The 22,211-nt window shown below is 65.6% G+C and carries 17 protein-coding genes; 16 read left to right on the forward strand and 1 reads right to left on the reverse strand.

Annotation, left to right across the window (positions count from 1 at the left end):
* The first annotated feature begins 17 nt into the window (after positions 1 to 17).
* The 12 genes from W930_RS0123600 (at position 18) to lpxC (ending at position 15,461) form a co-directional block, all read left to right on the forward strand.
* Positions 18 to 1,556 (forward strand): UDP-N-acetylmuramoyl-L-alanyl-D-glutamate--2,6-diaminopimelate ligase, encoded by a 1,539-nt coding sequence (locus W930_RS0123600; RefSeq protein WP_023872393.1) that lies wholly within the window; start codon positions 18 to 20, stop codon positions 1,554 to 1,556.
* Positions 1,556 to 2,959 carry a UDP-N-acetylmuramoyl-tripeptide--D-alanyl-D-alanine ligase gene (gene murF, locus W930_RS0123605; RefSeq protein ID WP_024788774.1) on the forward strand — a complete coding sequence of 468 codons (1,404 nt, stop codon included), beginning with the start codon at positions 1,556 to 1,558 and terminating at the stop codon, positions 2,957 to 2,959. Before W930_RS0123600 ends, murF begins: the two co-directional genes overlap by 1 nt.
* 15 nt (positions 2,960 to 2,974) lie before the next feature.
* Entirely contained in the window at positions 2,975 to 4,144 is a 1,170-nt protein-coding gene (gene mraY / locus W930_RS0123610) for a phospho-N-acetylmuramoyl-pentapeptide-transferase (protein WP_023594057.1), read from the forward strand.
* Positions 4,145 to 4,276: 132 nt separating this feature from the next.
* Positions 4,277 to 5,803, forward strand: a complete 1,527-nt coding sequence (gene murD / locus W930_RS0123615) for a UDP-N-acetylmuramoyl-L-alanine--D-glutamate ligase (RefSeq protein WP_023594058.1) — start codon at positions 4,277 to 4,279, stop codon at positions 5,801 to 5,803.
* Positions 5,800 to 7,068 carry a putative lipid II flippase FtsW gene (gene ftsW / locus W930_RS0123620; RefSeq protein ID WP_023594059.1) on the forward strand — a complete coding sequence of 423 codons (1,269 nt, stop codon included), beginning with the start codon at positions 5,800 to 5,802 and terminating at the stop codon, positions 7,066 to 7,068. Before murD ends, ftsW begins: the two co-directional genes overlap by 4 nt.
* Positions 7,065 to 8,168 carry an undecaprenyldiphospho-muramoylpentapeptide beta-N-acetylglucosaminyltransferase gene (gene murG / locus W930_RS0123625; protein WP_023872392.1) on the forward strand — a complete coding sequence of 368 codons (1,104 nt, stop codon included), beginning with the start codon at positions 7,065 to 7,067 and terminating at the stop codon, positions 8,166 to 8,168. Before ftsW ends, murG begins: the two co-directional genes overlap by 4 nt.
* A gap of 1 nt (position 8,169) precedes the next feature.
* Entirely contained in the window at positions 8,170 to 9,579 is a 1,410-nt protein-coding gene (gene murC / locus W930_RS0123630) for a UDP-N-acetylmuramate--L-alanine ligase (RefSeq protein ID WP_023872391.1), read from the forward strand.
* Positions 9,506 to 10,564 carry a D-alanine--D-alanine ligase gene (locus W930_RS0123635; protein WP_072619124.1) on the forward strand — a complete coding sequence of 353 codons (1,059 nt, stop codon included), beginning with the start codon at positions 9,506 to 9,508 and terminating at the stop codon, positions 10,562 to 10,564. Before murC ends, W930_RS0123635 begins: the two co-directional genes overlap by 74 nt.
* 56 nt (positions 10,565 to 10,620) lie before the next feature.
* The gene (locus tag W930_RS0123640) at positions 10,621 to 11,454 is read left to right on the forward strand and encodes a cell division protein FtsQ/DivIB (RefSeq protein WP_023594063.1); all 834 of its coding nucleotides are present in this window, start codon (positions 10,621 to 10,623) and stop codon (positions 11,452 to 11,454) included.
* A gap of 22 nt (positions 11,455 to 11,476) precedes the next feature.
* Entirely contained in the window at positions 11,477 to 12,709 is a 1,233-nt protein-coding gene (gene ftsA, locus W930_RS0123645; RefSeq protein ID WP_010806905.1) for a cell division protein FtsA, read from the forward strand.
* A 106-nt stretch (positions 12,710 to 12,815) separates the two neighbouring features.
* On the forward strand, positions 12,816 to 14,006 hold the full coding sequence (ftsZ, locus tag W930_RS0123650; protein ID WP_023594064.1) for a cell division protein FtsZ: 1,191 nt from the start codon (positions 12,816 to 12,818) through the stop codon (positions 14,004 to 14,006).
* A gap of 540 nt (positions 14,007 to 14,546) precedes the next feature.
* Positions 14,547 to 15,461 (forward strand): UDP-3-O-acyl-N-acetylglucosamine deacetylase, encoded by a 915-nt coding sequence (gene lpxC, locus W930_RS0123655; protein ID WP_023594065.1) that lies wholly within the window; start codon positions 14,547 to 14,549, stop codon positions 15,459 to 15,461.
* A gap of 92 nt (positions 15,462 to 15,553) precedes the next feature.
* On the opposite strand, the gene W930_RS0123660 is transcribed toward lpxC, so the two are convergent.
* Positions 15,554 to 16,021, reverse strand: a complete 468-nt coding sequence (locus tag W930_RS0123660) for a DciA family protein (protein WP_023594066.1) — start codon at positions 16,019 to 16,021, stop codon at positions 15,554 to 15,556.
* A gap of 302 nt (positions 16,022 to 16,323) precedes the next feature.
* Here W930_RS0123660 and secA point away from each other — a divergent pair, with 302 nt between their 5' ends.
* From secA to W930_RS0123680, 4 genes are all read left to right on the forward strand, one after another.
* Positions 16,324 to 19,134: a preprotein translocase subunit SecA gene (secA, locus tag W930_RS0123665; protein WP_023594067.1), complete on the forward strand. Its 2,811-nt coding sequence runs from the start codon at positions 16,324 to 16,326 to the stop codon at positions 19,132 to 19,134.
* A gap of 163 nt (positions 19,135 to 19,297) precedes the next feature.
* Positions 19,298 to 20,527: a bifunctional glutamate N-acetyltransferase/amino-acid acetyltransferase ArgJ gene (gene argJ / locus W930_RS0123670; protein ID WP_023594068.1), complete on the forward strand. Its 1,230-nt coding sequence runs from the start codon at positions 19,298 to 19,300 to the stop codon at positions 20,525 to 20,527.
* A 217-nt stretch (positions 20,528 to 20,744) separates the two neighbouring features.
* The gene (locus W930_RS0123675; RefSeq protein WP_023594069.1) at positions 20,745 to 21,629 is read left to right on the forward strand and encodes an ATP-binding protein; all 885 of its coding nucleotides are present in this window, start codon (positions 20,745 to 20,747) and stop codon (positions 21,627 to 21,629) included.
* 83 nt (positions 21,630 to 21,712) lie between these two features.
* A complete protein-coding gene (locus W930_RS0123680; RefSeq protein ID WP_023872389.1) occupies positions 21,713 to 22,147 on the forward strand; it encodes an NUDIX domain-containing protein in 435 nt (144 codons plus the stop codon).
* The last annotated feature ends 64 nt before the right edge of the window (positions 22,148 to 22,211 follow it).

Raw genomic sequence — 22,211 nt, forward strand, 5'->3', positions numbered from 1 at the left:
CCCCCGTCACGCTCGGCATGATCGCCGACGCCGCGCAGCGCGCCGCGCTCGCGCAGGCCTGGGACTGGCTGCGCCGCACGGTGCCGGCCGGGGCGAACCTGCACGCGGACAGCCGCCGCGTGATGCCGGGCGACGTATTCGTCGCGTACGCCGTCAAGGGCGCCGACAGCCGTGGGTTCATTGCCGACGCGGTCGAGCGCGGCGCTGCCGCGGTCGTCTGGCAAAGCGACGACTTCACATGGCCGGCGTCGCTTGCGAGTCTCGGGAATGTGCCCCAGTTCGGCGTGCCTCGCCTCGACTGGCTGGCCGGTCCGCTGGCGGCGCTGTGGTACGGCGAGCCGAGCGTCGGCATGTCGATGCTCGGTGTGACCGGCACGAACGGCAAGACGTCGTGCAGCCAATGGCTCGCGCAACTGCTGTCCAAGGCAGGCACGCGCAGCGCCGTGATCGGCACGCTCGGCAGCGGCTTTCCGGGCCATCTGACGGTGACCGGTTTCACCACGCCCGACGCCGTGCAACTGCAGCGCAGCCTGGCCGACCTGCGCGCGCAAGGCGCCGCCGCACTCGCCATGGAAGTGTCGTCGCACGGCCTGTATCAGGGGCGCGTCAACGGCGTGGCGTTCGACATTGCCGTATTTACCAATCTGACGCAGGACCACCTCGATTACCACGGCACGATGGCCGAGTACGAGGCAGCCAAGACGCGCCTGTTCGACTGGCCGGGCCTGAAGGCCGCCGTCGTCAATCGCGACGACGCCATGGGCCAGCGCCTGCTCGCGCGCCTGGCCGGGAAGACGCCGGTCGTCGAATACGGCATTCACGGCGACGCCACGTCGGCACACGGCAACCGCGTGCTGCGCGCCGAGGATATTCGGGCGACGACGTCCGGTACACGCTTCACGCTGCACGTCGACGACCGGAGTCAGCAGATCACGGTGCCGCTGATCGGCGAGTTCAACGTGAGCAATGCGCTCGCCGTGCTTGGCGCGGCGCTTGCCGGCGGCGTATCGCAGGACGCCGCGATCGCCGGGCTCGCCGCGCTCGCGCCGGTGTCCGGGCGCATGGAGCAGATCGGGCAGCCGGGGCAACCGCTGGTCGTCGTCGACTATGCGCACACGCCCGACGCGCTCGACAAGACGCTCGACGCCCTGCGTCCGGTGGCGACGGCGCGCGGCGGCAAGCTGGTTTGCGTGTTCGGCTGCGGCGGCGACCGCGATGCGGGCAAGCGTCCGCAGATGGGCGCGGTGGCCGAGCGTCTGGCCGACGCGGTGGTGCTCACGAGCGACAACCCGCGGACCGAAGTACCGGCCGAGATCATGGCGCAGATCGCCGCCGGTCTCGCGAACCCCGACGCCGTGCGTCGGATCGAAGACCGCGCCAGCGCGATCCTGCAGGCCGTTCGCGGCGCGCAGGCGGCCGACGTGGTGCTCATCGCCGGCAAGGGCCACGAAAGTACACAGGAAATCATGGGCAAGAAGCGGCCGTTCTCCGATCAGGAGCATGCGCGACTGGCACTCGCCGCGCGCGCGACGACTGTGCGCGGGGGAGGTGAATGATGCATTGGACGCTGAACGACGCCCGGCAGGCGGTGACCGGTTCGCGCGTGACGGGGGCGCAGACGACCGCCTTCGCGCGCGTTGTGACCGACAGTCGATCGGTACAGCCGGGCGACTTGTTCGTCGCGATCAAGGGTGAGCGCTTCGACGCACACGACTTCCTGGCCGACGTGGCGCGCGCCGGCGCGGCCGCCGTGGTTGCCTCGCGCGTGCCCGACGGTTTCGAGACGCCGGCCCTGATCGTGCCGGACACGCGCATCGCGTTGGGCGAGCTGGCCGCCGCATGGCGCCGCCGCTTCGCGATTCCGGTGGTCGCCGTGACGGGCAGCAACGGCAAGACGACGGTCAAGGAAATGATTTCGGCGATCTTCGCCGAGGCGGTCGGCGCCGAGTCGCGTCTGGCCACCGCAGGCAACTTCAACAACGACATCGGGCTGCCGCTCACGTTGTTCCGCCTGAAGGACGGCGACCGACTGGCCGTGCTCGAGCTTGGGATGAACCACCCGGGCGAGACGGCCTACCTGGCAAGGATTGCGCAACCCACGGTGGCGGTAATCAACAACGCCCAGCGGGAGCATCAGGAGTTCATGGTGAGCGTCGCGGCCGTCGCGCAGGAGCATTCGGCGGTGCTCGCGGCCCTGGCCGACGACGGTGTGGCCGTGTTTCCCGCCGAGAGCGAGTTTGCGTCGATGTGGCGCGAGATCGCGGGCAAGCGCCGCGTGCTCGACTTCGCGCTCGACGCCCGAGCCGCCGTCTCGGGGCGCTACGACGTGGCCACCCGCGTGCTGCGCGTGACGTCGCCCGCGGGCGAGTTCTCGCTCACGTTGCCGCTGCTCGGCGAGCACAACGCGCGCAATGCCCTGGCGGCGATTGCCTGCGCGTTGGGCGCGCATGTGGACATTGGCTCGATCGTGCGGGCACTCGAAGGCTTCTCGGCCGTCAAAGGTCGGCTGCAGGTGTCGACGCTCTCGAAGGGGCCGCTCGCCGGTGTCACGCTGATCGACGACACCTATAATGCGAACCCCGATTCGGTCCTCGCCGCCATCGACGTGCTTGCTTCGACGCCTGCGCCGCGTGTGCTGGTGTTGGGCGACATGGGCGAGGTGGGCGACAACGGTCCGGCGTTTCACCGCGAAGTAGGCGAATACGCGGCGCGGCGCGGCATCGATCGATTGCTGGCGATGGGCGAATTGGCGCAGGCCAGCGTGGTGGCGTTCGGCGACGGTGGCCAACATTTTTCGAACGTGGACGATGTGACTCCCCTCGTGGCGGAACTCAACGCCACGCTGAGTGCGCCGGCCACGGTGCTGGTGAAAGGAAGCCGCTTCATGCGGATGGAGCGCGTGCTGGAGCAGTTGCGCGCTACGAGTGAAAGCGGGGGCGGCAACGCCCCGGCCAAGTGATAAAGGATTGATGGAATGTTGCTGACGTTGGCGCAATGGCTGCAAGCGGATGCGAGCTATTTGCGCGTGTTCAACTACCTGACGTTTCGGGCCGTGATGGCAAGCCTCACGGCGCTGGTGATCGGGCTCTCGTTCGGGCCGATGGTCATTCGCAAGCTGACCGAAATGAAGGTGGGCCAGGCCGTGCGCACCGACGGCCCGCAGACCCATCTGGTGAAGTCGGGTACGCCCACGATGGGCGGCGTGCTGATCCTGATCGGCATTACCGTCGCCACGCTGCTCTGGGCGGATCTGAGCAACCGTTTCATCTGGATCGTGCTGACCGTGACGTTGGGCTTCGGCATCATCGGCTGGATCGACGACTACCGGAAGGTGGTCTACAAGGACCCGCGCGGCATGTCGTCGCGCGAAAAGTATTTCTGGCAATCGCTGATCGGTCTGTTCGCCGCCATTTACCTGGCATTTTCGGTGTCGGAGACGAGCAACCTGAAAGTGTTCGAGCTGTTCATCAGCTGGGTGCGCAACGGCTTTCCGCTCGATCTGCCGCCGAAGGCCGACTTCATCGTGCCGTTCTTCAAGACGATGAGCTATCCGCTGGGCGTGTTCGGGTTCATTGCGCTCACGTACTTTGTCATCGTCGGCTCGTCCAACGCCGTTAACCTCACCGACGGTCTCGACGGCCTGGTCATCATGCCGGTGGTGCTGGTCGGCGCGGCGCTGGGCGTGTTCGCGTACGTGATGGGTAACGTGGTGTATTCGAAGTACCTGCTGTTCCCACATATCGCCGGCGCGGGCGAGTTGCTCGTGTTCTGCTCGGCCATGTCGGGGGCGGGTCTCGCCTTCCTTTGGTTCAATACCCATCCCGCCCAGGTGTTCATGGGAGACGTGGGCGCGCTAGCGCTCGGCGGCGCACTCGGCACCGTGGCGGTGATCGTGCGCCAGGAAGTCGTGCTCTTCGTGATGGGCGGCGTGTTCGTGGCCGAGACGCTCTCCGTGATGTTGCAGGTGACCTGGTTCAAGTACACCAAGCGCCGGTTCGGCGAAGGGCGACGCATCTTCAAGATGGCGCCGCTGCATCACCACTTCGAACTGTCGGGATGGAAGGAAACGCAGGTGGTGGTCCGGTTCTGGATCATCACGCTGATGCTGGTGCTGATCGGTCTGTCGACGCTCAAGCTGCGCTGACCGGGCGGCGCACGACCGCGCGTTGTGCGGTGGCAGGACTAAAGGTGGGGCCGCTCGCGCCGATAGCGAAATATCGGCGTCTGGCAAGCGATGCATTCGTAGGTTGTTTGAATCGATAAGGAAAAGAGCGACGTGTTCGGCGAGAAGTTTGGTGAATCCTGGCAACCGCGTGTCCTGATCCTGGGTCTGGGAGAGTCCGGCCTGGCGATGGCGCGTTGGTGCGCGCGTTACGGCTGCCGCGTGCGTGCAGCCGATACGCGCTATGCGTCGTCGGAGACACCGTCGAACGTTGCGACCCTGCGCGCCGACGCGCCGCAGGCCGAATTCGTGGGCGGCAAGTTTGCCGACCAGATCGATGCGTTGCTCGACGACATCGAGCTGATCGGCATCAGCCCGGGTCTCTCGCCGCTCGCGCCCGACGTGGCCGGGCTGCTGGCCGAAGCCGCGCAGCGCGGCATTCCGGTCTGGGGCGAGATCGAGTTCTTCGCGCAGGCGCTGCGTCACATGCAGGCCACGAGCGGCTATGCGCCGAAGGTGCTCGCCATCACGGGCACCAATGGCAAGACGACCACCACCAGCCTGACGGGACTGCTGTGCCGCCGCGCCGGCAAGCGCACGGCGGTGGCGGGCAACATCAGTCCGACGGCGCTCGACCGACTGAGCGAATGCATTGCCGAGGCCACGCTGCCCGACGTGTGGGTGCTGGAACTCTCGAGCTTCCAGCTCGAGACCGTGTACTCCCTCGCGCCCGATGCGGCGGCGATCCTCAACATTACGCAGGACCACCTGGACTGGCACGGCGACATGGACGCCTACGCCAGTGCCAAGGCGCGGATCTTCGGGCCGCAGACCGTGCGCGTGCTCAACCGCGACGACGCCCGCGTGATCGCGTTCGCGTCGCCCGAGGCCAGTGTCGTGACCTTCGGCACGGGCAAGCCCGACGCCGTGGGCGACTTCGGGCTGGAGATGGAAGGCGGCATGTGGTGGCTGGTCGAAGGGTATACGCGCGACGACGCGCCGCCCGCGCCGAAGCGCCGCAAGGCCGGCGCCGTCGAGGCGAGCGTCGAAGTGTTCGGCAAGCGCCTGATGCCCGCCGACGCGCTGCGCATTCGAGGACAGCACAATGCCGCCAACGCGCTGGCGGCGCTCGCACTCGCTCGCGCGATCGATCTCCCCATGGCCAAGCTGTTGCACGGCCTGCGCGAATATCCGGGCGAGCCGCATCGCGTGCAATTGATCGCGAGCATCAACGAAGTCGAGTACTACGACGACAGCAAGGGCACCAATGTGGGCGCCACGGTCGCCGCGATCTCCGGACTGCAGAAGACGCTCGTGCTGATCGCCGGCGGCGACGGCAAGGGCCAGGACTTCTCGCCGCTCGCCAATCCGGTGGCGCATCACGCACGCGCCGTGCTGCTCATCGGTCGCGACGCCGGGATTCTGCGAGAGGCGCTGACCGACACCGGCGTCGAACTCATCGATGCGCCGACGCTCGAGGACGCCACGCGCCAGGCCGCGAAGCTGGCCCAGCCCGGTGACGCCGTGCTGCTCTCGCCGGCGTGCGCGAGCCTCGACATGTTCCGCAACTATGAACATCGCGCACAGGTGTTTCGCGATACCGTGGTTGAACTGGCCGCCGACGCGGGGGTGATGCTATGAACCGTATCAAGTCGTTCTTCAGCAAGAAGCGTCAGGCGGGGTTCGCGGGGGCCGGCACGGCGAGCGCGCCCGGTGCCGCGACGCAGGCCGCCAGTCGTACGCTCGGCAGCATCAAGCCCACCCGCTCGCGCATGCTCGAATACGATCACGCGCTCGTGTGGGTGGTGATCTCGCTGCTGTCGCTGGGCCTGGTGATGGTGTACTCGGCGTCGGTCGCGTTGCCCGACTCGCCGAAATACAGCGGCTACTCGACGTACCACTTCCTCGCGCGCCACATCATCTCGCTGACGATGGGACTGATCGCGGCCATGATCACGCTCCGGATTCCGGTCAAGACGCTCGACAAGCTCGCGCCCAAGCTGTTCCTGCTGGCGCTGGTGTTGCTGGTGATCGTGCTGATCCCGCACGTGGGCAAGGGCGTGAACGGCTCGAAGCGCTGGATTCCGTTCGGCGTGCTCAACCTGCAGCCGTCGGAAATCATGAAGCTCGCCGTCACGCTGTACGCCGCGAACTACACGGTGCGCAAGCAGGAGTTCATGCAGAGCTTCGGCAAGGGCTTCTTGCCGATGGGCATTGCCGTCGTGTTCGTCGGCATGCTGCTGCTGCTCGAGCCGGACATGGGGGCATTCATGGTGGTCGCCGCCATCGCCATGGGCATTCTGTTTCTCGGCGGCGTGAACGGACGCCTGTTCGGCGGCCTGGCGCTCACTGCCGTGGGCACGTTCGCCATGCTGATCTGGCTCTCGCCGTGGCGCCGCGAGCGGATTTTCGCGTACCTCGACCCATGGCGCGAAGACTACGCGCTCGGCAAGGCCTATCAGCTCACGCACTCGCTCATCGCGTTCGGGCGCGGTGAGTGGACCGGTGTCGGGCTCGGCGGCAGCATCGAGAAGTTGCACTACCTGCCCGAAGCGCACACCGACTTCATCCTCGCCGTGATCGGCGAGGAATTCGGCTTTGTCGGCGTGGTCGTCGTCATCCTGATGTTCTATTGGCTGGTGCGCCGTGCCTTCGAGATCGGACGTCAGGCGCTGGCGCTCGAGCGCACGTTCGCGGGGCTGCTCGCCAAGGGCGTGGGTGTCTGGCTGGCCGCGCAAACCTTCATCAACATGGGCGTGAACCTGGGTCTGTTGCCGACCAAGGGGCTTACGCTGCCGCTGGTGAGCTACGGCGGCTCGGGCATTCTGCTCAACTGCGTGGCCGTGGCGATCCTGCTGCGGGTGGATTACGAAAACCGAGTGCTGATGCGGGGAGGCAAAGTATGACCGAGCGCGCTACCGCGATGCCGGCACCGCAGACGAAGACACGCACGCTGCTGGTCATGGCCGGCGGCACGGGCGGTCACGTCTTCCCGGGGCTCGCGGTCGCCAACTTCCTGCGCGTGCAGGGGTGGCGCGTGGTGTGGCTCGGCAATCCGTCGGGCATGGAAGCGACGCTCGTGCCGAAATACGACATCCCGATGGAATTCGTGAAATTCGGCGGGCTGCGCGGCAAGGGCCTGATGACCAAGCTGCTGCTGCCGCTCAACCTGCTGCGCGCGTTCTGGCAGAGCCTCCGTGCCGTGCGCCGCGTGAAACCGTCCGTCGTGTTGGGCATGGGCGGCTACATCACCTTCCCTGCGGGCATGATGGCGTCGCTGCTCGGCCGTCCGCTGGTGCTGCACGAACAGAATTCGGTGGCCGGTCTGGCGAACAAGGTGCTCGCGCGCGTGGCCGACAAGGTGCTGCTCGCGTTCCCGGACACCATCGCCGGCGGCGAATGGGTCGGCAATCCGATCCGGGCCGATTTCGACGAGATGGCGTCGCCGGCCGAGCGCTACAACGCGCGCACCGGGCCGCTACGCATTCTCGTGGTCGGCGGCAGCCTCGGGGCCACCGTGCTCAACGAGATCGTGCCCAAGGCGCTGGCGAAGCTGCCGCGCGAAGATCGCCCGCAAGTCACGCATCAGGCGGGCGTCAAACATATTCAGACCCTGCAGGCGAATTACGCCGCGGCGGGGGTGACGGTCGAGGCCGTGCCGTTCATCGACGACATGGTCGCGGCTTACGCGGCGGCGGATCTGGTGATTTGCCGCGCAGGTGCGATGACGGTGGCCGAAGTGGCCGCGGCCGGGGTGGCGGCGCTGTTCGTGCCGTTCCCGCACGCGGTCGACGACCACCAGACAACGAATGCGCGTTTCCTCGCCGACAAGGGCGCGGCAACGCTGATCGACCAGCGCGAGCTGTCGGTCGAGACCCTGGCCGAGTGGCTGCGCCGTCAGACGCGCGCGTCGCTGCTCGCGATGGGAGAGAAAGCCAGGGCGCTCGCCAAGCCGGACGCCACCGAACAAGTGGCGCGCGTGTGCGCGGCTCTGGCCAAGGATTGAAATGAAACACATCGTCAAACACATTCACTTCGTCGGCATTGGCGGCTCGGGCATGAGCGGCATTGCCGAGGTACTGCTCAACCTGGGTTACCAGGTGAGCGGCTCCGATCTCGGCGACAACGCGGTAACACAGCGTCTCGCGAGCCTCGGTGCGCGCATCGCCCGCGGCCATGCGGCCGAACATATCGAAGGCGCCGACGCCATCGTCGTGTCCACGGCCATCACGGCCGACAACCCGGAAGTGCTCGCCGGTCGCGCGCGCCAGATTCCCATCGTGCCGCGCGCGCTGATGCTCGCGGAACTCATGCGCCTGAAGCAGGGCGTGGCCATCGCCGGCACGCACGGCAAGACCACTACCACGAGCCTCGTGGCGAGCGTGCTCGCGCAGGGCGGGCTGGATCCGACCTTCGTGATCGGAGGGCGTCTGAACAGCGCCGGGGCCAACGCCAAGCTCGGCACGGGCGACTTCATCGTGGTCGAGGCCGACGAGTCGGACGCGTCGTTCCTCAACCTGAATCCGGTCATCGAAGTCATCACGAACATCGATGCCGACCACATGGACACCTACGGGCACGACTTCGCCCGTCTGAAGCAGTCGTTCGTGGCCTTCACGCAGCGCCTGCCGTTTTACGGCATTGCCGTGCTGTGCGTGGACGACCCGAACGTGCGCGAGATCCTGCCGTTCGTCTCGAAGCCGATCGTGCGCTACGGCCTGTCGGACGACGCCCAGGTGCGCGCCATCGACGTGCGCGCCGACGCCGGTCAGATGCGCTTTACCGTGTTGCGCCAGTTCGGCGCGGGCGCCGCGCCGCTGGACATCACCCTCAATCTGCCGGGCGAGCACAACGTGCGAAACGCGCTCGCGGCCATTGCGATCGCCACCGAACTCGAGGTTCCGGATGCCGCGATTCAACAGGCATTGGCCGAGTTCAACGGCGTGGGACGCCGCTTCCAGCGCTACGGCGAGATTGCGCTGCCGAAGGCCAGCGGCGGCGGCACGTTCACGCTCATCGACGATTACGGGCATCACCCGGTGGAGATGGCCGCCACGCTCGCGGCCGCGCGCGGCGCGTTCCCCGGGCGTCGCATCGTGCTGGCGTTTCAACCGCATCGCTACACGCGCACGCGCGATTGCTTCGAGGACTTCGTGAAGGTGCTCTCGGACGCGGACGCCGTGGTGCTCGGCGAAGTGTATTCGGCCGGCGAGGCGCCCATCGTGGCGGCCGACGGCCGTTCGCTCTCCCGCGCGGTGCGCGTGGCGGGCAAGGTGGAACCGGTTTTCGTGGAAGACGTCGCGCAGTTGCCCGACGCCATTCTGCAAGTCGCCCGGGCGGGCGATGTTGTCATCACCATGGGTGCCGGCTCCATCGGCGCGGTGCCCGGCAAGTTGCAAGTTCAGCAAGGAGTCTGACGTGAGTGCATTCGATCCGAAACGTTTCGGCAAGGTTGGCGTCCTGATGGGCGGGCGCTCTGCCGAGCGTCAGATCTCGCTGATTTCGGGCAAAGGCGTACTCGAGGCGCTGCGCAGCAAGGGCGTGGACGCCCACGGTTTCGATACCGGCATGAACGATCTGGCGGCGCTGGCCGCGCAGAAGTTCGACCGCGTGTTCATTGCGCTGCATGGGCGCTACGGCGAGGACGGCACGCTGCAGGGTGCGCTCGAGCATCTCGGCATTCCCTACACCGGCAGTGGCGTGCTCGCCTCGGCGCTGGCGATGGACAAGGAAATGACCAAGCGCGTGTGGATCAACGAAGGCCTGCCCACGCCGCGCTTCAAGATGCTCGACGCCGACAGCGACTTTGACGCCGTGGCGCGCGATCTCGGCCTGCCGCTGATCGTCAAGCCGTCGCGCGAAGGCTCGACCATCGGCCTCACGAAGGTCACGGAAGCGTCGCAGCTCAAGGCGGCCTACGAGAAGGCTGCCGCGCTCGATCCCGACGTGCTCGCCGAGGAGTTCATCGATGGCGACGAGCTGACCGTGCCGGTGTTGGGCGTGGGCACGAAGGGCGCGGCCGCCGCGCGCGCGCTGCCGGTGATCCGCATCGTGGCGCCGGACGCGAACTACGACTATCAGAACAAGTACTTCAAGGACGACACGCGCTACGAGTGCCCGCCGCCGTTGTCGGTGTCGTTGCAGGAGGAAGTGCAGCGCCTCGTGTTGCGCGCCTACCTGGTGCTGGGATGCCGGGGCTGGGCGCGTGCCGACGTGATGCTGCGCAAGCGCGACAACAAGCCGTACCTGCTGGAAATCAATACGTCGCCGGGCATGACCGGTCACTCGCTGGTGCCGATCTCGGCACGTGCGGCGGGCCTGTCGTATGAAGACCTGGTCGTTGAAATCCTGGCAACCGCGACGCTCGATCTGCATCCGAACGCGCAGTGGAAGCCAGAGTGAACCGAGTCGAACATTGAACGCGTTGAACAACGCCCTGATACGGAAAGCAAATCGCCATGTGGCACAACGTACGCCTGCTCAACGCCATCGCGAGTGCGCTCGTCGCACTCGTCGTGCTGGCGGCGCTCGCGGCGGGCGGCCACTGGTTGATCCAGCGGCCGGTCTTCACGCTCAAGGCGATTCAGATCGATGGGGATGTCTCCCACATCAACGGGCCGACGTTGCGGGCGAACGCCGTCTCGCGGCTCAAGGGCAACTTCTTCACCATCGATCTGGACGCCACGCGCGCGGCGTTCGAAGCGGTGCCCTGGGTGCGTCATGCGAGCGTGCGGCGCGTCTGGCCGAACCAGCTCGCGGTGACGATCGAGGAATACAAGCCGCTGGCCACGTGGAACGACGGACGGCTGGTGAGCGTGGACGGCGAGCTCTTCGCGGCCAACCTGGCGGAAGCCGAGGACGAGGGCAAGCTGCCCGAGTTCGCCGGACCGCCGGGCAGCGAGAAAGACGTTACGGCGCGGTACTACGACTTCGTGAAGTGGTTCGCGCCGTTGAACATGAAACCCGAAGCGGTCACGCTGTCGAATCGTTACGCATGGAGCGTGCGACTCGCAGGTGGCGTGCAACTGGCGCTGGGTCGGGAACGTACCCCCGAAACCCTCGCCACGCGCAGCCGGCGCTTCGTACAGGCGTATCCGCAGGTCGCGGCGCGCTGGGGAAACCAGATCGAGTATGCCGATCTGCGCTACCCGAACGGTTTTGCAGTACGTGCCGCGGGCATGCGTTTCTTGAGCGAGGAACAGGCCAAGAAGCTAGCCACGGCGCCGGTGCAAAAGCGGGATTCGCAGAAGCCGGCAGCGAAACCTGCCGCGCCGGCCAAGCGAAGCCAGTGAGACTTCAGGACTTACACACGCTATGAGCAAAGATTACAAGGATCTGTTGGTCGCCCTGGATATCGGCACGTCGAAAGTCGTGGCGGTGGTGGCCGAGCTGCGCCCTGAAGGCCGCTATGAAGTGATCGGCCTCGGCCAGAGTGAATCGCGCGGCCTGAAAAAGGGCGTCGTGGTGAACATCGAGGCCACGGTGCAGTCCATTCAGCGTGCGCTCGAAGAAGCGGAGCTGATGGCCGACTGCAAGATCACCAATGTGTTCACCGGCATTGCCGGCAGCCACATCCGCAGCTTCAACTCAAGCGGCATGGTGGCGATCAAGGACAAGGAGGTGACGCAGGCCGATGTGGCGCGCGTGATCGAGACGGCCAAGGCGATCAACATCCCGACCGACCAGCAGGTGCTGCATATCCTCACGCAGGAATTCATCATCGACGGTCAGGAAGACGTGCGCGAGCCGATCGGCATGAGCGGCATTCGCCTCGAAGTGAAGGTGCATATCGTGACCGGCGCGGTCTCGGCGGCCCAGAACATCGTGAAGTGCGTGCGTCGCTGTGGGCTGGAGGTGAACGACCTGATCCTCCAGCCGCTCGCCTCGAGCATCTCGGTGCTCACCGAAGACGAGAAGGAACTGGGCGTGGTGCTGATCGACATCGGCGGCGGCACGACCGACATCGCGATCTTCAGTGAAGGCGCCATCCGTCACACCGCGGTCATTCCGATTGCCGGCGACCAGATCACGAGCGATATCGCGATGGCCGTGCGCACGCCGACACCGGATGCCGAGGACATCAAGATTCAGCACGGCATCGCCAAGCAGTCGCTGGCCGATCCCGACGAGATGATCGAGGTGCCGGGCCTGGGCGAGCGCGGTCCGCGCACGCTTTCGCGCCAGGCGCTGGCGGCCGTGATCGAGCCGCGCGTCGAAGAGTTGTTCTCGCTCGTGCAACAGGTGGTGCGCGAGTCGGGTTACGAAGAGTTGCTGTCCTCGGGCATCGTGCTCACCGGCGGCGCGGCAATGATGCCGGGCATGGTCGAGCTGGGTGAGGACATCTTCCTCAAGCCGGTGCGCATTGGCGTGCCGGAGTATGCCGGCGGGCTGGCCGACGTGGTGCGCAGCCCGCGCTACGCGACGGCGATGGGCCTGCTGCTCGAAGGACGCTCCCAACGCATGCGCGGGCGCAAGGTCGCCGTGCAGTCGGGACAGGCGAACCAGGTTTGGACGCGCATGCGCGACTGGTTCTTCAGCAATTTTTAAGGTGTTTTTTTGAGGGGTGTGGATTCGGCATTGAAAACACGCGCGGCTTACCCGAGCAACACGTGACCCGCAATACCGGATCCGCTTTTATGTCACTGGAGGCGATATGAACTTTGAAATGTTGGAAACGGAAACCAACGGCACCATCATCAAGGTGGTGGGTGTTGGTGGCGCTGGCGGCAACGCTGTTCAGCACATGATCAACCGTGGTGTGCAAGGCGTGGAATTCATCGCCATGAACACCGACGCCCAGGCGCTCGGCCGCTCGCAGGCGAGCGTCAACATCCAGCTCGGCAAGACCGGTCTGGGCGCGGGCGCCAAGCCGGAAATGGGTCGCTCCGCCGCGGAAGAAGCGCGCGAGCGTGTGGCCGACGCCCTGCGTGGCGCGCACATGGTGTTCATCACCGCGGGCATGGGTGGCGGCACGGGCACGGGGGCGGCGCCGGTCGTGGCCCAGATCGCCAAGGAAATGGGCATTCTGACCGTGGGCGTGGTCTCCAAGCCGTTCGAGTTCGAAGGCGGCAAGCGCATGCGTGTGGCCGAGACGGGCGCGCAGGAGCTGGAAGACAACGTCGACTCGCTCATCGTCGTGCTCAACGACAAGCTCTTCGAAGTCATGGGCGACGACGCCGAGATGGACAAGTGCTTCCAGTGCGCCGACGACGTGCTGCATAACGCCGTGGCAGGTATCGCCGAAATCATCAACGTCGACGGTCTCGTGAACGTCGACTTCGAAGACGTGAAGACGGTGATGGGCGAGCAGGGCAAGGCGATGATGGGTACGGCGACCGTTGCCGGTGTCGATCGTGCGCGTCTGGCGGCCGAACAGGCCGTGGCGAGCCCGCTGCTCGAGGGCGTGGACCTGTCGGGCGCGCGTGGCGTGCTGGTCAACATCACGGCATCGCGTTCGCTGCGTCTGTCGGAAACGCGTGAAGTGATGAACACCATCAAGAGCTACGCCGCCGAAGACGCGACCGTGATTTTCGGTACCGTCTACGACGACAAGATGGGCGATGCACTGCGCGTGACCGTTGTGGCGACCGGCCTGGGCCGTGCCGTCGCGAAGAAGGCCGCCGCACCGATGACGCTGCTCAAGACCGGTACCGACAACATGCCGATCGCGACGGGCCACGTGCCGAACGTCGGTCAGGCAGCCGGTACGGACTACGGCGCGCTCGATACGCCGGCCGTGTGGCGCAGCACGCGCGAGACTGCGGCCTCGCACGTCGCCGCGTTGCAGGAAAAGGGTGTCGATACGTACGACATCCCGGCGTTCCTGCGCAAGCAAGCCGACTGACAGGGTTGCGCGCGGGCCGGGTGCCAGTGCCTGGCGCCGCCGCACCTTGGGAATCGCGAGACCTACGCAGGTCGTCGTGAGGATTCGTCGTCGCTCCGTCGACCATGCCGTGTGGCGTGGGGAAGGCGCGCCGCGGTACGAATTCGAACGACGATACGGCAAGGTTGTGATGGCACGCGATGTCTCGTAGTTGCGACAGCCAGAGTCGCAAGAGATGTCAACGCCCCACAGATGACGGACGTTACGGGTAAGCGTCCGTGATCCCGGACCCGGTCTCGCGGATCTGTCCCCCCGACCGCTGCGGCATGCCTCCGTCGCAGCGGCCGGGGTGCCCCGAAAATTGAAGTGACGCGGCCACGTGGCCGGCGTCTGAAATCGAAACGACCTATTTCGTATGGCGGTATGGGTGCGGACGAATGAATGGGGCAGAATCCGGAATGTTCAGTAACGAATCGTTGTGTTTGTGGCACAGCGATGAAGGCGCCGATCTGGTATAATTGGATCTATGGTCATTAGCGTCCGATAGTTTTAATAAATAGCATGCTCAAGCAGCGCACACTCAAATCCATCGCCAAGACAGTCGGCATCGGCTTGCACTCCGGTCGCAAGGTCGAGTTGTCGCTGCGTCCGGCGCCGCCCGATACGGGCATTGTCTTTTGCCGTACCGATCTGAATCCTCCTGTGGAGATTCCGGCGTCGGCAATGGCAATCGGCGACACGCGTCTGGCGTCTGTGCTGCAGAAGGATGGTGCGCGCGTTTCGACCGTCGAACACCTGATGTCGGCGTGCGCCGGGCTGGGGATCGACAATCTGTATGTCGATGTGACGGCCGAAGAGATTCCGATCATGGACGGCAGCGCCGCGACGTTCGTCTTCCTGATCCAGTCGGCGGGTATCGAAGAGCAGGCCGCTGCAAAGAAATTCATTCGCGTGACCAAGCCGGTCGAGATTCGCGAAGGCGACAAATTCGCCCGCCTCGAGCCGTACGACGGGTTCAAGCTCAAGTTCACGATTGATTTCCGCCATCCGGCCGTGGATCGCACGGGCCAGGCCCTTGAAGTCGATTTCGCCGACACGTCCTACGCGAAGGAAATCGCACGTGCCCGCACGTTCGGCTTCGCTCATGAGGTCGAGATGCTTCGTGAGCTGGGGCTGGCACGCGGTGGCAGCATGGACAACGCCATCGTGCTCGACGAGTACCGCATTCTGAATAACGATGGCCTGCGCTACGACGACGAGTTCGTGAAACACAAGATGCTCGACGCGATCGGCGATCTGTACGTGATTGGGCATCCCTTGCTCGCGTCGTACACCGCGTACAAGTCAGGCCATGGTCTGAACAACCAACTGCTGCGCGAGCTTCTCGCGCAGGAAGCCTATGAAATCGTTACGTTCGAGCGCGCCGAAGACGCTCCGCGCGGTTTCCAGTTCGAGCCGCAGACACACTTCGCGTAAGTCACGCAAGATGTCGCGTGCCGCGGCACGAATGTAACAAAACGAAAGCGCCGGTGATCCGGCGCTTTTTTATTTGACGCGCGAGAAATGTTTCAGGGCTTGCGCGTGCCGCCGTGCGAATGGCGGGCCACGAGCCGGGCGAGGGCATCGCGCAACGGCGAGGGTTCGAGCGAGTCGCGCAGGTCGCGAAAGCTGACGAGCCCCTGGCGCGAGAGCCTTGCCTCCTTCGGCGGCTTGAGCGGTTCGGGGGTGGCGATGCTCACCCGGATCCGGATGGAGCGAATCAGCCATCCGCGTTTGGCCAGACCTTCGATCAGCGAGGGCGTCTGCTGACGCAGCCGGGCCGCGAGCGCGTTATTGGCGACGAGAAACACCAGCGCACCGTCGCGCGGCGGGGCTACCTTCACGCTGGCCGTGAGCGGCGCAGGAAGCAGGGCATGTACGTCCCGCTCGAGCCGGCCGAGCTGCTCGGCGGCGACCAGCAGCGATCCGGCACCGTCGGAGGCGGAAAGCAGGTCGGTCAGCGGACGGGCGATGCGTGGCGCTTTGGGTCGTTTCATATGATGAGACAGAGGTTGCCGCATATTTTACCTCGCCATCGGGCGTCGCCTTCGCCCGTGGCCCGCCATCCCCGCCCGGCTGGCGCTCTGCGCCGCCCGGGCGCGCCGCGACAGCATGCTAGAATCCATTTTTCAGTACAGGTATCGAACCGGAGCGAGGCCGAAGTGCCAAACACCGGTGACCCGCATCGCGCAGACGATCGGGGGCGGTACGCACGGGGCACCACGCCGCGGGCGCGAGCCGTCTCCATCGATCGACTGCGGGATCGCGATCGACATTTGCCGCCCTAACCAGTGATCCGATGATTCCCGGTCTTCTTAAAAAAGTATTTGGCAGCCGCAACCAGCGGCTCATCAAGCAGTACCAGAAAACCGTCGCGGCGATTAACGCCCTCGAGCCGCAGATCGCTCAACTGAGCGACGAGCAACTGCGCGGAAAGACTGAGGAATTCAAGCAGCGCATCGCCCAGGGGGCGAGCGTGGATTCGTTGCTCGTCGAAGCGTTCGCGGTGTGCCGCGAAGCCGGCAAGCGCGTGCTCAAGATGCGCCACTTCGACGTTCAGCTCATCGGTGGCATGGTGCTGCACTACGGCAAGATCGCCGAAATGCGCACGGGCGAGGGCAAGACGCTCGTCGCAACGCTGCCCGCCTATCTGAACGCGCTGTCGGGCAAGGGCGTGCACGTGGTGACCGTCAACGATTACCTGGCACAGCGCGACGCCGAGTGGATGGCGCGTCTGTACAACTTCCTCGGCCTGTCGGTGGGCATCAACCTGTCGCAGATGCCGCACGACCAGAAGCAGGCCGCCTACGCGGCCGACATCACGTACGGCACGAACAACGAGTTCGGTTTCGATTACCTGCGCGACAACATGGTCTACGAGACCGAGCAGCGGGTTCAGCGAACGCTCAACTACGCCATCGTCGACGAAGTGGACTCGATCCTGATCGACGAGGCGCGCACGCCGCTCATCATCTCGGGTCAGGCCGAAGATCACACCGAGCTGTATGTGAAAATGGACCGCCTGCCGGCGATGCTCGAGCGCCAGATCGGCGAGGAGAAGTCGGACGGCACCGGCGTCGAAGTCCCGGGCGATTACACACTCGATGAAAAGGCGCGTCAGGTGTTCCTGACCGAGCGCGGTCACGAGAAGGCCGAGCAACTGCTCGCCGAGTGGGGCATGATCGCCGAGGGCGACAGTCTTTACGCGCCGCAGAACATCACGCTCATGCACCACGTGTACGCCGCGCTGCGCGCGCACACGCTGTTCCACAAGGACCAGCATTACGTGGTGCAGAACGACGAGATCGTGATCGTCGATGAGTTCACGGGGCGCCTGATGGCCGGCCGCCGCTGGTCCGAAGGTCTGCACCAGGCCGTCGAGGCCAAGGAGCGCGTGTCGATCCAGCACGAGAACCAGACGCTCGCGTCGATCACGTTCCAGAACTACTTCCGCATGTACGCCAAGCTCTCGGGCATGACCGGGACGGCGGATACGGAAGCCTTCGAATTCAACGAGATCTATCGTCTCGAGACGGTGGTGATTCCGACGAACCGTCCGCCCAAGCGGATCGACCGCCAGGATCAGATCTACAAGACGGCCAAGGAAAAGTACGACGCCGTCATCAAGGATATTCGCGATTGCGTCGAGCGCGGCCAGCCGGTGCTGGTGGGCACGACATCGATCGAAACGTCGGAATACCTCTCGCAACTGCTCACGCGCGAAAAGCTGCCGCACCAGGTGCTCAACGCCAAGCAGCACGCGCGCGAAGCCGAGATCGTGGCGCAGGCCGGCCGTCCGGGCGTGATCACCATCGCCACCAACATGGCCGGCCGCGGTACCGACATCGTGCTGGGCGGCAATGTCGAGAAGCAGTCGGCCTTCATCGAAGTCGACGACAGCCTGGCCGAGGCCGAGAAGCAGGCCCGCATCAAGCAATTGCAGGACGAGTGGCAAGGGCTGCACGAGCAGGTGAAGGCCGCCGGTGGCCTGCACATCATCGGTACCGAGCGCCACGAGTCGCGTCGCATCGACAATCAGTTGCGTGGCCGCTCCGGCCGTCAGGGCGACCCGGGGTCGTCGCGCTTCTATCTGTCGCTGGAAGATCCGCTGCTGCGCATTTTCGCGGGCGACCGCGTGCGCGCGATCATGGACCGTCTGAAGATGCCGGAGGGCGAGGCAATCGAGGCGGGCATCGTCACGCGTTCGATCGAATCCGCGCAGCGCAAGGTCGAAGCGCGCAACTTCGACGTGCGCAAGCAACTGCTCGAGTACGACGACGTCGCCAACGACCAGCGCAAGGTGATCTACCAGCAGCGCAACGAATTGCTCGAGGCGCAGGACGTCTCGGAAACCATCGCGGGCATGCGTCAAAGCGTGTTCCAGGATCTCGTGCGCACCTATGTGCCGGCGGGTACCGTCGAGGAGCAGTGGGACCTGAAGGGGCTGGAGACGACGTTGCGCGAAGAATGGCAGCTCGATCTGCCGCTGCAGTCGCGGATCGAAGGCACCGAAGAGATCGACGACGAGGACATCCTCAAGGAAGTGATGGATGCCGCCGAGGCGTCGTACAACGCCAAGGTCGAACTCGTGGGTCGCGAGTCGTTCTCCGGCTTCGAGCGCTCGGTGATGCTGCAAAGCGTGGACTCGAACTGGCGCGAGCACCTCGCGGCGCTGGATCACCTGCGCCAGGGCATCCACCTGCGCGGCTATGCGCAGAAGAATCCGAAGCAGGAATACAAGCGCGAAGCCTTCGAACTGTTCGCGCAACTGCTCGAGACGATCAAGCTGGAAGTCACGCGCGTGATCATGAACGTGCGCATCCAGTCGCAGGAAGAACTGGAGCAGGCGACCGAATCGCTCGACGAGAGCTCGGGCGGTCTGGTCAACATCGAGTTCAAGCATGACGAACTCGAGACGGTGGGCGGCGAGGGCGAGGTCGACGAGGACGCCGGTCGCCCGGTGGTCGCGGCGCTCGCGCAGGCGGCCGCGGGCATGACGGGCGCCAGCGCGATCGGCGGCGGCGACCTGATGCCGAAGGTCGGACGCAACGACCCGTGCCCGTGCGGCAGCGGCAAGAAATTCAAGCACTGCCACGGCAAACTGTCTTAAGATGTGAACCGATCGACGCGGCGCCGACTCATGATCGGCGCCGCGTCGTTTGTGGCGCCGGTTTTTCCGCCGGCCGCACCGATCAACCGCCGCCCCGGCGGGCTGTCGTGCCGACATCGCCTGGGCGGGAGCTGCAACCCTTTCCTCTCGCGGGCGAACCCACATGGCCGTCAATTTCCCCTCGATCGAAGCCTCCCAACTGCGCGCCGTGCCCGGCGTCGAGCTGGGTTGGGCCGAAGCCAATATCCGCAAACCGAACCGCAAGGACGTGCTGGTCATGCGCCTGGCCGCCGGCAGCACCGTGTCGGGCGTGTTCACCACGAACCGCTTCTGCGCCGCACCGGTGACGGTGTGCAAGGCGCATCTCGCGGCGCAAGCGGGCATCCGCGCGCTCGTGGTCAACACCGGTAACGCCAACGCCGGGACCGGCGAACCCGGCATGGCCGCCACCCGCGCCACGTGCGACGCGCTGGCCAAGCTCCTGTCGGTGGCGCCGAATCAGATCCTGCCGTTTTCGACCGGCGTGATTCTCGAGCCCCTGCCGGTCGATCGCCTCGTGGCGGGGCTGCCGCAGGCGATTGCCAACCTGGCGCCGGCGCACTGGTATGAAGCCGCGCAGTCGATCATGACGACCGACACGCTGCCCAAGGCCGCGTCGCGCGAGATCGTGATCGACGGCAAGCCCATCGTGCTCACGGGCATCAGCAAGGGCGCCGGCATGATCAAGCCGAACATGGCGACCATGCTCGGCTTCGTCGGCACCAACGCGCGCGTGGCGCAGCCGGTGCTCGACGCCCTCGTGAAGTACGTGGCGGACCGCTCGTTCAATGCCATCACCATCGATGGCGATACGTCGACCAACGACTCGTTCATCGTGGCCGCCACCGGACAGACCGATCTGCCGGAAATCGCCAGCACGGATACGCCCGCATTCGCCGCCTTCCGCGACGCCCTGCTGTCGATCTCGCAGGAGTTGGCGCAGTTGATCGTGCGCGACGGCGAGGGCGCCACGAAGTTCATCACCGTGACGGTCGAAGGCGGCCGCGACGTGGCGGAATGCCGCCAGATCGCCTATGCCATCGGGCACTCGCCGCTGGTCAAGACGGCATTCTTCGCCTCCGATCCGAACCTGGGCCGCATTCTGGCCGCCATCGGATATGCCGGCGTGAACGACCTCGACGTCAGCAAGATCGACCTGTATCTGGACGATGTGCTGGTCGCCCGCGCCGGTGGGCGCAACGCGGATTACCGCGAGGAAGACGGCCAGCGCGTGATGAAGCAAAGCGAGATCACGGTGCGCGTGGTGCTCGGCCGGGGCGACGCCGCGGCAACGCTGTGGACGTGCGACCTTTCGCACGACTACGTGAGCATCAACGCCGACTACCGTTCCTGAGCCCTGACGCGACGGCCTGGCGCTTCTCACCCGAAGCGCGGCCGTCGGCGCAGAGCGGCGACGCCCGACCGGCGTCGCGCGTGCGTCGGTGGAAGCGGCCGTTCTCATCGGCCCACGCCGGCAGGTGGCACGAGCACCGTGGCGCACAGCGAAGGGAAACGACAACACGACGAAGCATCCACATAGACGCCCGTGAGTGGCGTGGGGATTTCGAATCATGGACAAGCTTGAGCAGTTCCTTACGCGCGCCGAAGGCGTGCTCGCCCGACTGGAGGCCATGCTGCCCCCGGCGACGCCCGAGATCGATTGGGATTCGGCCGTTGCGTTTCGCTGGCGCAAGAAGCAAGGCCGCGGGTTTCTGCAGCCGGTGGCACACGTCTCCGCCATCACGCTGGGGGATCTGCAGAACATCGAGCGTCAGAAGGCACTTATCGAACAGAATACGCGCCAGTTCGTGCAAGGCGAACCGGCCAACAACGTACTGCTCACCGGCGCGCGCGGCACGGGCAAGTCGTCGCTGATCAAGGCCTGTCTGAATCAGTACGCCTCGCAAGGGTTGCGCCTCATCGAGGTGGACAAGGACGATCTGACCGATCTGGGCGACATCGTCGACCTCATCTCGCAGCGACCGGAGCGTTTCGTGGTGTTCTGCGACGATCTGTCGTTCGAAGACGGTGAGTCGGGCTACAAGGCATTGAAGGTCGCACTCGACGGCTCGGTGGCCGCGCAGTCCGACAACGTGCTGATCTACGCGACGTCGAACCGCCGTCACCTGTTGCCCGAGTACATGAAGGACAACGAGAGCTACCGCCATACCGACGACGGGGAAATCCATCCGGGCGAAGTGATCGAGGAGAAGATCTCGCTGTCCGAGCGCTTCGGGTTGTGGGTGAGCTTCTATCCGTTCAAGCAGGACGACTACCTGACGATCGTCTCTCACTGGCTGCAGCATTTCGGTGTGCCCGAGAGCCAGACGGAGAGCGCGCGCCACGAAGCGCTGATCTGGGCGCTGGAGCGCGGATCGCGCTCGGGCCGCGTCGCGTTTCAGTTCGCGCGCGACTGGGCCGGCAGGCAGCGCGGTGCTGCGTCGACGGCGCCGTAACGATCCGGCGCGGGCGGCGTCTGACGTGGTCCAGAGGCCTTCGCTCGCCCGCAACGGAAATTCCGCAGGTATTGTGCAGTGATATGACAGATTCGAAACAAGTGGCGCCCGATGGGCGTCCCATCACGGAAGTGGCCGTCGGCGTGATGGTGCGCCCGGACGGTACGGTGTTGCTCGGGCAGCGCCCAGCAGGCAAGCCTTACGCCGGTTACTGGGAGTTTCCGGGCGGCAAGCTCGAGGCCGGCGAGTCGGTCGCGGCGGCGCTTGCGCGCGAGCTGCACGAGGAACTGGGGGTAACCGTCGAGCGCTGCGCGCCGTGGCGCGTGCTTGAACACGACTACCCGCACGCTTATGTGCGGCTGCATTTCTGCAAGGTTACGGCATGGCAGGGCGAGCCGCATGGCAAGGAAGGCCAGGCGCTGGCGTGGGAGCGGCCACCGGTAAGCGTCGAACCGTTGTTGCCTGCGGCACTTCCGCCCTTGACGTGGCTTGCCGAAGAGTTGGCGGCACGATCGTAGCCGGCGCAGGCCGCGCGAACGCCGGCATGGTGCTGGCAGCGCTGGGCGGATTGAACGAGATTGG

The organism is Pandoraea sp. E26, from assembly GCF_000681415.1.
Taxonomy (GTDB): Bacteria; Pseudomonadota; Gammaproteobacteria; order Burkholderiales; family Burkholderiaceae; genus Pandoraea; species Pandoraea pnomenusa.